The following is a 12,984-nucleotide window of genomic DNA, read 5'->3' on the forward strand; positions in this document are numbered from 1 at the left end:
GGTGCGTTGTTCCGGTCCTGCGACGCCCCGCCCGTCAGCGGCGGCCGCAGACAGGCGGCGCCGAGGCGAGCACCCGGGGCCCTCAGCCCCTCCACTCACCCCCTCGGCAGGGCTACGGTGGTCGTGTGAGCTACGACGTCGTCCTCCTCATCGAGCAGCCCCTGACCAGCCGAGACGCCGATCAGGTGCGGGGCCTGCACGCCGGTCTCGCCGAGGACGGCGAGCAGGTCGTCTACCACCTCCTGCTCCCCGTCGAGGACGCCGGCGCCCAGGTGCAGGCCGCGATGGGCTCGCTCTCCGGCGACCTCACCGGCGGGCGTCCGCTGGACGTGCTGAGCACCGAGGAGGTCCGCGAGATCGACGCGGCCGCCCACGACCGCGCCTCGCAGGCGCTGCGCTCCTCCCTGGAGGCACTGGCCGACGCGGGCACGACCGCGCACGGCGAGACCACCGGCGCGGAGCCCGTGGCCGCCTTGGTCGCGAAGGTCGCCGAGGTCGAGGCCGCGGAGGTCATCGTGCTGACCGCGCCCCACGTGGTCAGCGAGTTCTTCCACGTCGACTGGACCTCGCGCGCACGTCGCCACCTCGGCGTCCCGGTGCTGCACCTGCTGGAGCAGGAGAACTTCGACGAGCAGGCCGGCGAGGGCGAGGGCGTCAGCGGGTTCTGAGCCCGCCGGCACGGCACGCAAACGCATACCCCCCGGGGTGTCACCGAGCAGTGGCCCCGGAGGCGCTTCTGTTACCGAAGACTGGGGATCTTGTGGATCGAGCGTTGGCGTCCGCGGTCAGCGTCGGATCTACTGTTGTTGCACCGGAACCGCTGGGGGCGGTTCCGAACAGGAACAGAGACGTATGCCGCGATCCTGGGGGGAACGCGGACACGTCTCGAACTTCCTGGCAGTAGGCCCGGCGTGATTCTTGGGGGAATCGCGGCGGGCGTATTCGACACACCTGCGTGGCGCCCTCCGTCCCAGTCGGCGCCACGCGGGTTCGTCAACTCAACACATCGCGTGCCCGGTTGGGGCCGGCACGCTCAGCAGGTGCCGGCGGCAGTCGGGGGCCCTCCCAGCCTCTTCTGCCACCGGCACCTCGTTGTTTTTCCGCCAGGTCGGTTCCGCCCCCGGAGCCCTCAGTCGACGCGGTTGCCCTCCGCGTCCCAGTGCTCGGCGACCTTCTTGCTGGGCTGCACCCGCGGCGGCTCGCCCGGCATCTTCGGGTGGTCCGGCGGGAACGGCATCTCCCCACCGGGCAGCTCCTCGTAGGCCTCCAGCAGCGGGGTCAGGTCGTGCGCCACGTCGTCGATCGCCGCCCACGCGTCGCCGCGCTCGGCCAGCAGCGCGGGCACGGTGGTGAGGTTGTAGGCGCGCGGGTCGTCGGTCTCGGCGAGCTCGGCCCAGGTGAGCGGCGTCGAGACCGGCGCGCCCGGCAGCGGCCGCAACGAGTAGGCGCTGGCGATGGTGCGGTCGCGGCAGTTCTGGTTGTAGTCGACGAAGATGCGGCTCCCCCGCTCCTCCTTCCACCACGCGGTGGTCACCCGGTCGTCGGCCCGCTCGAGCAGCCGGCCGAAGCCGATCGCGGCGTGCCGGACGTCGAGGAACTCCCAGCGCGGCTCGATCCGCACGTAGACGTGCACCCCGCGGTTGCCCGACGTCTTCACGAAGGCGGTCAGCCCGAGGTCGGCGAGCAGGTCGCGGGCGACGGCGGCGACCGAGGCCGCGTCGGCGAACGTCGTCCCGGGCTGGGGGTCGAGGTCGATGCGCAGCTCGTCGGGGCGGTCGACGTCGCCGCGGCGCACGGGCCAGGGGTGGAAGACGACGGTGCCCATCTGCGCGCACCACACGGGGATCGCGATCTCGGTGACGCACACCTCCTCGGCGGTGCGCCCGGACGGGAAGGTGACCCGCACCGGCTCCAGGTACTCGGGAGCCCCCTTCATCACCCGCTTCTGGTAGAACGCGTCGGCGTCGCGGTCCTGCGGGCCCGTCGCCAGCCGCATCCCCTCCCGGACGCCGGAGGGCCACCGCTCGAGGGCGACCGGCCGGTCGCGCAGCGCTCGCATGAGACCGTCCTCGACGCTGACCAGGTACTGCGCCACGTCCAGCTTCGTGATCGCCGGCGTGCGGTCGGTCTGCTCGAAGATCACGCGCTCCGGGCTGCTGACCCGGACCTCGCGCTCCCCCGCCTGCACCATCGCCGCCGCTGCCTTCGCCATGGCGGTGAGCCTAGACGCGCGCCGGACCGCCCGAAACTGCGTGGCGGCCCGTCGCGACCGCCTCCTACGGTGGCTGCGTGAGCACCCCGCACGCCCCCGCCGACCTGACCTTCTCCACCGTCGACGTCCACGCCACCGAGGGCGAGGCGCTCCAGCGCCTGCACGCCTACGGGGACGCCTGGTCGCGCGGGTTCCACGAGGGCTCGATGAGCGAGAAGCAGCGCGAGGCCTGGCTCGAGCACAGCCGGGCCGACGACGTGACCCTGCGTGCGGCCTACCCGACCGGCCCGCTGGTCGACACCACGCAGCCCGTCGGCACCTTCTCCAGCTGGGACGGCTCGATGAACGTGGGCGCCGAGCGGATGCTGGGCCTGCACATGATCACCGACGTCACGGTCGCGCCCACCCACCGCCGTCGCGGCATCCTGTCCCGCCTCATGCGCGAGGACCTGACCGCCGCGGCCGAGCGCGGCGTCCCGCTGGCGGCGCTCACGGTCTCCGAGGGCGGCATCTACGGCCGCTTCGGCTTCGGGGTCGCGACCCGGCGGCGTCGGGTCACCGTCACCGCCCGCACAGGGGAGTTCGCCCTGCGCCACCTCGAGGACGACGGCACGCTGGTGCTCCTGGACCCGGCGGCCGCCGCCGTCCACACCACCGCCGTCTTCGAGCAGCACCTGGCCCGCACCCGCGGCGCCGTGACCCGCCCGTCGTTCTACCGACGCCTGGCCGAGGGGTTCGACTTCGAGTCGGGCGAGCCCGACACGAAGCTGCGCTGCGTGCTCCACCTCGACGCCGCCGGGCAGCCCGACGGCTACGCCTACTGGAAGCACGCGCAGGAGGGCGGCACCTCGCGCGTCGACGTCGGGATGACCCAGGCGCTCACCGGCGTCGCGCACCTGCGGCTGTGGCAGTTCCTCACCGACGTCGACCTGGCCCACGAGGTGCGCGCCACCCTGCCGCTGGAAGCGCCGCTGGACGCCGCGGTCACCGACCCGCGCGCAGTCCGCACCGAGGAGGTGCGCGACATGCTGTGGCTGCGCGTGCTCGACGTGCCGGCCGCGCTCGAGGCGCGCCCGTGGCGCGAGGACGGCGCCGTCGTGCTGGACGTCGCCGACCCGCTCGGTCTCGCCGGCGGGCGGTTCCGGCTCACCACCGCGAAGGGCGTGGCGTCCGTGACCCCGACGCAGGACCCGGCCGACGTCCACCTGGGCGTGGAGACCCTCGGCGCGCTCTACCTCGGCGACCGGGGCGTCCACACGCACGCCGCGGCCGGCCGCGTCACCGGGCCCGGGGTCGCGACGTTCGCGGCGATGGCCGACGACGCCGGCCCCGCGCCGTGGTGCAGCACCGGCTTCTGAGCAGGCCTCCGGGGCGGCCGGCTCAGCCCTGCAGGCTCAGCTCCGGCCGACTCAGCTCTGCGGGGTGACGAGCACCGAGACGACCTGGACCACGTTGAGGCCGTAGGCCTCGTCGGCGTAGGCCTGGATCGTGCCGTCGTCCCACGGGGTCAGCGCGACGACCTGCTTCGAGGCCCCCACGTAGGTGGAGGTGATGCCGGGGACGCCGCTCAGCTCCGCCGAGATGGTGGTCAGCTGGGCGTCCTCGTAGCGGCGCAGCGGGGTGCTCGGGTCCGCGACCGGCACCGTGGGCCCGTCGTAGCGGGCCGCGGGCACCGCCTCGGTCACCGTGTAGGTCTCCCCGTCCCAGGTGCCCGTGAGCTGGTACTCGCCGTAGGTGGTGCCGGCCTTCGTGGTGGACGAGGCACGCGGCTGGTCGTCGAAGGCGAAGCCCGCCAGGTCGGTGCCCGTGCACTGGGGCGGCACGCTGCTGAGGATCGGCCCGAGGCAGGCGACCGGCCCGTCGCCCTCGTCCAGCACCGTCACCGGACTGCGGGTGGTGATCGGCTCGCTGCTGGTGGGCACGGAGGGCAGGGCGACGTCCGGGTCCGCGATGGCGTCCTCGTCCACCGTCGGCGAGCCCTCGGCGGCGGTGCTCGTGCCTGCCTCGCCCTCGCCGTCGGAGGAGCAGCCGACGAGCGCGGTGAGCGCGAGCAGCGGGACGACGGCCGCGACCGCGCCGCGGCGCAGACCCCGGCTCGTGCGAGCGGGCAGGTGCGTGGTGAGCGGAGTCTTCGGCATGGCGGCGCCATGCTGCCACGCCTGCAGCACGGGGGCGTCGCGGGCCGGTCACGAGCGGCGCACGACTCGGGTGGTGCCCGCCCGCGCCGTACGCTGGAGGCATGACCACCCCGGACGAGAAGTACACCGTCGCCAAGACGGACGAGCAGTGGCGCGAGCAGCTCTCCCCGGAGGAGTTCCACGTGCTGCGCCAGGCCGGCACCGAGCGGGCCGGCGTCGGCCGACTGACCGACACCGAGACCGTCGGCGTCTACCGCTGCAAGGCGTGCCAGACGAAGCTGTTCGAGTCCGACACCAAGTTCCACTCCGGCTGCGGCTGGCCGTCCTTCTACCAGCCGATCACCGACACCATCGAGTACATCGAGGACAACTCCTTCGGGATGAAGCGGGTCGAGGTGCGCTGCGCCTCCTGCGGCTCGCACCTCGGGCACGTCTTCCCCGACGGCTACGGCACCCCCACCGGCGACCGGTACTGCATCAACAGCCTCTCGCTCACCCTCGAGCCCTCCGACGGCTCGGGCCCGGTGGCCGGCTGACCTGCACCGACGCCCACGCCCGGTTCGGTTGCATCGTTCCGGGCGGCGGGCTCGACGGGCAGAGGGATTTTCCGGACCGGCCTGTGTGCGCAGGCTGAGCGGACTGCTCACCGACCACCGGAAGGTCCGCCCATGTCCAGCACGTCCCTCTCGCCCCAGCCCGGTGTCGAGGCCCTGCGTCGGGCAGCGCCCGGCCGTGTCCACGTCCCCGGCGAGGCCGGCTACGACGCCGCCCGGACGCCCTGGAACCTCGCTGCTGCGCAGCACCCGGCCGTGGTGGCCGAGCCCACCAGCGTCGAGGAGGTCCGGGCGCTCGTGGACGCGGCACGGACGGCGGGGCTGCGGATCGTCCCGCAGACCACCGGGCACGCGGCCGCCGCGCTGGGCGGCCGTGCCGACGGGGCACTGCTCCTCCAGCTCCGGCACCTGCGCGGCGTCGAGGTCGACCCCGCGGCCCGCACCGCCCGCGTCCTGGGTGGCACCACCTGGCAGGAGGTCGTCGCCGCGGCCGCCCCGCACGGCCTGACCGCCGCGCACGGCAGCGCCGGCGACGTCGGGGTGGTCGGCTACGCCCTCTCCGGCGGGCTCTCGTTCTACGGACGCCGCCACGGCCTCGCGGTCGAGCACGTCCGCGCCGTGGAGCTGGTCCTGCCCACCGGCGAGCTGGTCCGGGCCACCGCGGACGTCGAGCCCGACCTGTTCTGGGCCTGCCGCGGCGCAGCGGCCACGCTCGGCGTCGTCACCGCCGTGGAGATCGACCTGCTCCCGTACCCGGACGTGCACGCCGGCATGCTGCTGTGGGACGCCGTCCACGCGGCCGCCGTGCTGCCGGCCTGGCTCTCCTGGACCGAGGACCTGCCCGAGTCCGTCACCACGAGCCTGCGCGTGATGTCCTTCCCGCCGCTCCCGGAGCTGCCGCCCTTCCTCTCGGGCCGTTCCGTCGTGGTAGTCGACGGTGCCGTGCTCGAGGACGACGACGTGGCCGGCGCCCTGCTGGCCCCGCTGCGAACCCTGGACCCCGAGATGGACACCTTCACCCGGATGCCCGCGCCGGGGCTGCTCGAGGTGCACATGGACCCGCCGACGCCCACCCCGGCCACCAGCGTGCACGCGCTCCTCGGCCCGCTGGACGCCGACGGGGTGGCCGCCGTCCTCGCCGCCGCCACGACGCCCTCACCGCTGCTGTTCACCGAGCTGCGGCACCTGGGCGGCGCCCTCGCCCGCAGCAACCCCGAGGGCGGTGCCCTGACCAGCCTGCCCGGCAGCTACCTGCTGCACTGCGTCGGCGCCGTCGTCAGCCCGGAGGTCGGCGCGGCCGCGCGGGCGGCCGGCGAGGGCGTGCTCGCGGCCATGCGGCCCTGGCACGTGGACGGGGCGGCGCTCACGTTCGTCGACGACGTCGTGGAGGGCACCGGGTCGCCGGCGCAGGCCGCGTTCGGCGCCGACGCGCTGCGGCGCCTGCGGATCGTCAGCTCCGTCTACGACCCCACCGACGCCGTGGTCGCCGCCCGCACCCTCGACTGAGGGGCGGGCGGCCCGGGGCTGACGCCTGGGACCCTGGAACCCCCTGGAACAGCGATCAGGGACCAGGGACCAGGGACCAGGGACCAGGGACCAGGGATCAGGGGAGCTTGGCGACCAGCTCGGCGACAGGGGTCTTGGCGCCGGTGTAGAACGGCACCTCCTCGCGCACGTGCCGGCGGGCGGCGGAGGCGCGCAGCTCACGCATGAGGTCGACGATTCGGTACAGCTCGTCGGCCTCGAACGCGAGGATCCACTCGTAGTCGCCGAGGGCGAAGGAGTTCATCGTGTTCGCGCGGACGTCGACGTAGTCACGGGCCATCTTGCCGTGCTCGACGAGCATGGCGCGGCGCTCCTCCTCCGGCAGCAGGTACCACTCGTAGGAGCGCACGAACGGGTACACGCACACGTGCGCCTTGGCGGTCTCGTCGGCGAGGAACGCCGGCACGTGGCTGCGGTTGAACTCGGCGGGGCGGTGCAGCGCGAGCTGCGACCAGACGGGCTCGAGTCGCGCACCGAAGGCGGTGCGGCGGAACGCGTGGTAGGCCTCCTGGAGCTGCTCGGAGGTGGGTGCGTGCCACCAGACCATGAGGTCGGCGTCGGCGCGCAGGCCCGCCACGTCGTAGACACCGCGGACGACGACGCCCACCTCGGCCAGGCCCGCGAACAGCTTCTCGACCTCGGCGGCCTCGGCCTCGCGGTCGGCGTCGCCGAGCACGTCGCGCAGCTTGAAGACCGACCACATCGTGTAGCGGATCGTGTCGTTGATCTCGCGCAGGCGGGCGGCGTTGGTCTGGGTGTCGCTCATGGCGTCCATTCTGTCTCGGGCGGGGTGGGAGCTGATCAGGGGTCTCAGACGGTGACGGGCACCGTGGCGAGCACCTCACGGGCGGCCCGCTGGGCGGAGCCGATGACCGCGGGGATGCCGACACCGTCGTAGGCCGCACCGCACACGGCGAGGCCCGGCTGCCCCGCCACGTCCACGCGGACCTCGGCGACGGCCTCGGTGTGGCCGAGGCCGTACTGCGGCAGCCCGGCGCCCCAGCGCTGCACGTGGGTGTCGACGGGCTCGACGTCGGGGGCGAGCGCGGTGCCGACGGCCGCCCGCAGGTCCTCCAGCGAGAGGGCGACCAGGTCGGCGTCCGGGCGCTGGAGCACGGCTTCCTCGCGGTGGCGGCCGAGCGAGGTGCGCAGGAACGCCAGGCCGTCGGCCGCGCCGGCGCGCCGCACCCAGTCCCACTTGGCGAACGACCAGGTCGAGGCCTTGATGGAGCGGCCGTCGACGGGCGGCACGAGGAAGCCCGAGGAGCCCATCGCGTCGAGCGCGGCGACGTCCTCGGTGCGGAACGCGAAGGTCACGACGGCCACGCTGGCGGCCTCCATGGCGGCGAGCCGCGCTGCGGCCGCGGGCGCCACGTCGGCGAGGAGCCGGGCCGCGGGGGCCGTCGGGGTCGCGAGCACGACGGCCCCGGCCTCGAGCCAGGTGGCGTCGGTGGTGGGGCCCACGAGGACCCGCCAGCCCGCGCCGTCCGGGTGCCGCTCCAGGCCCCGCACGGTCGCGTCGGTGCGCACCGTCAGCTGCTCGGCGAGCCGCTCGGGCAGCAGCCCCATGCCTCCGGGGACGCCGGCGAACACGGGCGCCTGGTAGGTGCTGGCCGTCGTGTCGGCGGACGCGCGGCCCGCCTCGAGCAGCGAGCCCTGGGCGGCCAGGCGCAGCAGCTGCGGGGCGGCCACCCGCGCGGAGATCTCCCGAGCGTGGCCGGCGTAGACCCCGCCGAGCAGGGGCTCGACCAGCCGGTCGGTGACCGCCGCGCCGAAGCGGGCGTCGACCATCTCGCCGACGGTCACGTCCCCGCTCTCGGGCAGCTCGTAGGGCGGCAGCGAGGGCTCGGCCAGCACCTGGGCCAGCTCCTCGGCAGTGAGGATGCCGGACTCGCGCAGCGCCTCGACGTCCTGCGGGACCCCCATCAGCGAGCGCGGCAACGGCCGCAGCGCGCCGCGCGTCCACACCCGCGAGCGCGCCAGCGCCGGGTGCTCGACCTCGAGGCCCACGGCGGCGGCCAGGTCGACGCCCTCGGGCCGCCGGTTGAGCATCGCCTCGGCCCCGACGTCGACCAGGTGCCCGGCGACGCGCTCGCGTCGCAGCTTGCCGCCGACCCGCGGCGAGGACTCGAGCACCAGCACCGAGCGCCCCGCCTGCTGGAGCTCTCGGGCGGCGGCCAGACCGGCGATGCCACCCCCGACGACGATCACGTCCCACGACACGCTCCCACTGTGCCACGCGGCTCCGGGCGGCCCCCGCTCGTCGGGTCTCCCGGCCGTCCCGGAGTGACCTGCAGTCCACCCCACCGGGACCCTCGTCCCGCCGAGTCGGCAGAAACTCTCAGCGCGATGCCCGCCGGCGGTCCGAGGCAGGGGAACCGACCGGCGGGCGGCGGCGTCCGATCGGCATGACCACCCGGACCACCCGCCTGCGCCTCGCCGGCGCCCTGTGCCTGATCACGCTGCTCGCGCCCGTGGCAGCCTGCTCGTCCTCGAGCTCCGACGGCCTCACCGGCTCCGACAGCGTCGGGGCCGAGTCCTTCGCCGACGGCGGGGCGGACGGGGCAGCCGACTCCTCCGCCGACGTCGCGGGCGGCTCGGCCGGCGGCCCCGACACCCTCTCCCGCCGCAGCGTCACCGCCACCGGCGAGGACACCGGCACCGGCGGCGCGATCGCGCCCCAGCTGATCTCCACGGGCCACGTCTCGCTCCAGGCCGACGACGTGGACGACGCCGTCGCCGGTGCGCGGGGCGTCGCCGCCGCCCTGGGCGGCACCGTCAGCGACGCGGGCACGCGCGCGGACAGCGACGGCACCGCCGTGCAGGCCGACCTCACGCTCCGGGTGCCTGCCGCCTCGTTCGACGAGGCGATGGAGGAGCTGGGATCACTGGGCGTGCGGCTGGACAGCACCGCGAGCAGCGAGGACGTGACGACGCAGGTGGTCGACACGGCGGTCCGGGTGCGCGTGCAGCGGGCGAGCATCCGCCGGATCGAGGCGCTGCTGGACCGCGCCACCAGCATCCGTGCGGTGGTGCAGGTGGAGTCCCAGCTGACCCGGCGGCAGGCCGACCTCACCAGCCTGCTGCGTCAGCAGGCGGCGCTGGCCGACCGCACGAGCCTGTCCACCATCACCGTCGACGTGCGGCGCACGCCCGCCGAGGTGGTGCGCGAGACCGAGGAGGCCAGCGGCTTCCTGGCCGGGCTCGGACGCGGCTGGGACGGCCTCGTGGCCCTCCTGACCGGGCTCGCCACCACGGCCGGCGTGCTGCTGCCGTTCGCGGTGCTGCTCGCCGTGCTCGGGGTGCCCGCCGCGCTCGTGGTGCGACGGCTGCGCCGCCGACGCGGCACCCCTCCCCCGGCGGCCGCCGCCTAGGCGCCGCTGGTCGAGGAGGTTGCGCAGCAACCGTCGCGAGACCGAGGTGCCTGAACCGGGTCAGTCCAGCGGGTAGGACTGCACGAACTCGGTGAGCCGCGCGAGCTGGTCGGGGTCGGTGGAGGGGATGACGCCGTGGCCGAGGTTGAAGACGTGGCCGTTCGCGGCGCGGCCGGCCTCGATCACCTCGGCGGCCCGGGCGAGCATCACCTCGGTGGGCGCGAAGACCAGGGTCGGGTCGAGGTTGCCCTGCACGCCCCGGTCGCCCACGGCGGCGATGCCGCGCTCGAGCGGGGTGCGCCAGTCGACACCGACGACGTCGGCGCCGGCCTCGCCCATGAGGTCGAGCAGGTTCGAGGTGCCGACGCCGAAGTGGATGCGCGGCACGCCCAGCTCGCCGGCCGAGGCCAGGACGCGGGCCGAGTGCGGCATCACGTGCTCGGCGTAGTCGGCCGGGGTCAGCGCCCCGGCCCAGGAGTCGAAGAGCTGGACGGCCCGCGCGCCGGCGTCCACCTGGACCTCCAGGAACGCCGCGGCGATGCCGCCGATCTTGCGCATGAGGGCGTCCCACACGTCGGGGGCGCCGAACATCATCGCCTTGGTCTTCGCGTGCTCCTTGGAGGGGCCGCCCTCGACGAGGTAGGACGCGACGGTGAACGGCGCACCGGCGAAGCCGATCAGCGGGGTCTCCCCCAGCTCGCCGACCAGGTTGCGCACGGCCTGGGTGATGAACGGGACGTGCTCGGGAGTGAGGTCCGGGATCGCGGCGACGTCCTCGAGGGTGCGCACCGGGCTCGCCACGACCGGGCCGACGCCGGGCTTGATGTCGAGGTCGACGCCGACGGCCTTGAGCGGCAGCACGATGTCGGAGAAGAAGATCGCCGCGTCGACGCCGTAGCGGCGCACGGGCTGGAGGGTGATCTCGGTGATCAGGTCCGCGTTCATGCAGGACTCCAGCATGCCCACGCCCTCGCGCACCTTCAGGTACTCCGGCAGCGACCGGCCGGCCTGGCGCATGTACCAGACGGGGGTGCGGGAGACCGGCTCACCGCGCAGGGCGGCGAGGAGGGGCGACGGGGCGGTGGAGGCGGCGCTGCTGCTCACCGCTCCATCGTCGCAGGTGCCCCGGCGTGTTCCCACATCCGCCGAGGGGCCCGGAGCCGTACGCTGGGCGGCATGGTCGTCCGTCACGAGACGCGCCGCGAGCCCGCGGCGCCCGTCGAGCCTCCCGCGTTCAGCGAGGCGGTCCACGGGATGCGTCGCGCGGCGGTGCGGCCCGAGCTGCTGGTGGAGGCCGCCCCGGCCCCCCAGCGGATCGCCCCCTTCTCCAGCGCCCTGTCCGCCGACGTCGTGGTCGACGACACCGACATCGGCACCGGGCGGATCATCCTGCTGCACGACCCGGCCGGCAACGACGCGTGGGGCGGCACCTTCCGGTGCGTCACCTACGCGCGTGCCGAGATCGAGGTCGAGGTGGCCACGGACGCGATGGTCGCCGAGGTCGCGTGGACCTGGCTGACCGAGGCGCTCGACGCCCACGACGCCACGCACCACGAGATCGCGGGCACCGTGACGCGCGTGGCCACGGACGCGTTCGGCCAGATGGCGGAGGAGGGCGGCACCGCCCAGATCGAGATCCGCGCGTCCTGGACGCCCGGGTCTCCCGACGACCACCCTGACACCGTGCCCGACCTGGCACGGCACGTGCAGGCCTGGGGCGAGCTGCTCTGCACCGCCGCCGGCCTGCCGCCGCTTCCGGAGGGGGTCGCGCTGCTGCCGCTGCGCCGACCCGCCACCGGGGGTCAGCGCGGAGAGGACCGATGACCACCGCCGGGAACGACCCCGAGACCACCGACGAGACGGCCCCCGAGGCCCCGGCGCACGTCCCGCTCCTGGAGCTGCGGGACCCGATGCCCCCCGTGGTGGACACCCCGGCGGCGCTGGCCGCCGTGTGCGAGGCCGTGGCCGCCGGCACCGGCCCGGTGGCGATCGACGCGGAACGCGCCTCGGGCTACCGCTACTCCAACCGTGCCTATCTGATCCAGCTGCGCCGCACCGGCTCCGGCACCCACCTGGTCGACCCGGTGGCGTTCCCCGACCTGGCCCCGCTCCAGGAGGCCATCGGCGACGCCGAGTGGATCCTGCACGCGGCGACCCAGGACCTGCCCTGCCTGCGCGAGGAGGGCCTCGTGCCCGCCGCGCTCTTCGACACCGAGCTCGCCGGCCGCCTCCTGGGCCACGCCCGCGTCGGGCTGGCCAGCATCGTGGAGGAGGTGCTCGGACGCCGGCTCAAGAAGGAGCACTCGGCGGTCGACTGGTCGACCCGTCCGCTCCCCGAGCCCTGGCTGCTCTACGCCGCCCTCGACGTCGAGGTGCTGGTCGAGCTGCGCGAGGCGCTGGGCACCGAGCTCGAGGACCAGGGCAAGGCCCGGTGGGCGGCCGAGGAGTTCGAGCACCTGCTCGACTTCGAGCCCGCCGTGCGCGAGGACCCCTGGCGGCGCACCTCGGGCGTGCACAAGCTGCGCGGCCGGCGGTCGCTAGCCGCCGTGAAGCTGCTGTGGGAGACCCGCGACTCGATCGCCGAGCGCCGCGACGTCACGCCGAGCCGGGTGCTGCCCGACTCCGCGATCACCGTGGCCGCCTCGCAGCTGCCGCAGGACAAGAACGCGCTGCTCTCGCTCAAGGGCTTCCACGGACGGGGCGCCGAGCGGTACGCCGCCCGGTGGGTCGACGCCCTCCAGCGCAGCGCCGCCCTCGACGAGGAGGAGCTGCCCTCGCGCAACCTGCGCGGCGACGGGCCGCCGGTCGTCCGGGCCTGGGCCGACCGCGACCCCGTGGCCGCCCGCCGCCTCCTGCAGGCGCGTGAGCACATCGCCGCCCTCGGCGAGGAGCACCAGGTGCCGGTGGAGAACCTGCTGACCCCGGACTACCTGCGCCGCGTGCTGTGGACGCCGCCGCGCACCCGCGAGCCGCAGGACCTGGCCGCGCAGGTCGACGCCCGCCTGGCCGACCTGGGTGCCCGCCCGTGGCAGCGCACGCTGACCGGCCCCGTGATCGTCCGCGCCATCATCGACGCCGACGTGGAGCCGGAGCCCGCCGAGCCGGAGCCGGTGGAACCGGCTGAGGCCGAGCAGGACTGACCGTCACGGCCGCCGAGGGCC

General features: G+C 74.8%; 12 protein-coding genes. 7 read left to right on the plus strand and 5 right to left on the minus strand.

From position 1 onward, the window contains the following. Nucleotides 1-125: 125 nt before the first annotated feature. Nucleotides 126-668 carry a hypothetical protein gene (locus M8330_RS07245; protein WP_250826771.1) on the plus strand — a complete coding sequence of 181 codons (543 nt, stop codon included), beginning with the start codon at nt 126-128 and terminating at the stop codon, nt 666-668. A gap of 461 nt (nt 669-1,129) precedes the next feature. Here the strand turns inward: M8330_RS07245 and M8330_RS07250 are convergent, their stop codons facing one another. Beyond that, a complete protein-coding gene (locus M8330_RS07250; RefSeq protein ID WP_250826772.1) occupies nt 1,130-2,212 on the minus strand; it encodes a DNA polymerase domain-containing protein in 1,083 nt (360 codons plus the stop codon). Nucleotides 2,213-2,289: 77 nt separating this feature from the next. Between M8330_RS07250 and M8330_RS07255 the strand changes: the two genes are divergently transcribed. Next, entirely contained in the window at nt 2,290-3,570 is a 1,281-nt protein-coding gene (locus M8330_RS07255) for a GNAT family N-acetyltransferase (RefSeq protein ID WP_250826773.1), read from the plus strand. Nucleotides 3,571-3,621: 51 nt separating this feature from the next. Here the strand turns inward: M8330_RS07255 and M8330_RS07260 are convergent, their stop codons facing one another. Further along, nucleotides 3,622-4,350 (minus strand): hypothetical protein, encoded by a 729-nt coding sequence (locus tag M8330_RS07260; RefSeq protein ID WP_250826774.1) that lies wholly within the window; start codon nt 4,348-4,350, stop codon nt 3,622-3,624. 101 nt (nt 4,351-4,451) lie between these two features. Between M8330_RS07260 and msrB the strand changes: the two genes are divergently transcribed. Both msrB and M8330_RS07270 read left to right on the plus strand, forming a co-directional pair. Continuing rightward, nucleotides 4,452-4,886, plus strand: coding sequence for a peptide-methionine (R)-S-oxide reductase MsrB (gene msrB, locus M8330_RS07265; protein WP_250826775.1), 435 nt, complete (start codon nt 4,452-4,454; stop codon nt 4,884-4,886). A gap of 132 nt (nt 4,887-5,018) precedes the next feature. Further along, the gene (locus M8330_RS07270; protein ID WP_250826776.1) at nt 5,019-6,410 is read left to right on the plus strand and encodes an FAD-binding oxidoreductase; all 1,392 of its coding nucleotides are present in this window, start codon (nt 5,019-5,021) and stop codon (nt 6,408-6,410) included. 97 nt (nt 6,411-6,507) lie between these two features. Here M8330_RS07270 and hemQ read toward each other — a convergent pair whose 3' ends face one another. Next, nucleotides 6,508-7,215, minus strand: a complete 708-nt coding sequence (hemQ, locus tag M8330_RS07275; RefSeq protein ID WP_250826777.1) for a hydrogen peroxide-dependent heme synthase — start codon at nt 7,213-7,215, stop codon at nt 6,508-6,510. A gap of 44 nt (nt 7,216-7,259) precedes the next feature. Beyond that, nucleotides 7,260-8,672: a protoporphyrinogen oxidase gene (gene hemG / locus M8330_RS07280; RefSeq protein ID WP_250826778.1), complete on the minus strand. Its 1,413-nt coding sequence runs from the start codon at nt 8,670-8,672 to the stop codon at nt 7,260-7,262. Between the two features lie 185 nt (nt 8,673-8,857). Between hemG and M8330_RS07285 the strand changes: the two genes are divergently transcribed. Continuing rightward, a complete protein-coding gene (locus M8330_RS07285) occupies nt 8,858-9,823 on the plus strand; it encodes a DUF4349 domain-containing protein (RefSeq protein ID WP_250826779.1) in 966 nt (321 codons plus the stop codon). 60 nt (nt 9,824-9,883) lie between these two features. On the opposite strand, the gene hemE is transcribed toward M8330_RS07285, so the two are convergent. Further along, on the minus strand, nt 9,884-10,927 hold the full coding sequence (gene hemE, locus M8330_RS07290; RefSeq protein ID WP_250826780.1) for a uroporphyrinogen decarboxylase: 1,044 nt from the start codon (nt 10,925-10,927) through the stop codon (nt 9,884-9,886). A 72-nt stretch (nt 10,928-10,999) separates the two neighbouring features. Here hemE and M8330_RS07295 point away from each other — a divergent pair, with 72 nt between their 5' ends. Both M8330_RS07295 and M8330_RS07300 read left to right on the plus strand, forming a co-directional pair. After that, nucleotides 11,000-11,647, plus strand: a complete 648-nt coding sequence (locus tag M8330_RS07295) for a DUF3000 domain-containing protein (RefSeq protein ID WP_250826781.1) — start codon at nt 11,000-11,002, stop codon at nt 11,645-11,647. After that, nucleotides 11,644-12,963 carry a ribonuclease D gene (locus M8330_RS07300; RefSeq protein ID WP_250826782.1) on the plus strand — a complete coding sequence of 440 codons (1,320 nt, stop codon included), beginning with the start codon at nt 11,644-11,646 and terminating at the stop codon, nt 12,961-12,963. Before M8330_RS07295 ends, M8330_RS07300 begins: the two co-directional genes overlap by 4 nt. The last annotated feature ends 21 nt before the right edge of the window (nt 12,964-12,984 follow it).

Source organism: Nocardioides bruguierae (assembly GCF_023656415.1).
Taxonomy (GTDB): domain Bacteria; phylum Actinomycetota; class Actinomycetes; order Propionibacteriales; family Nocardioidaceae; genus Nocardioides; species Nocardioides bruguierae.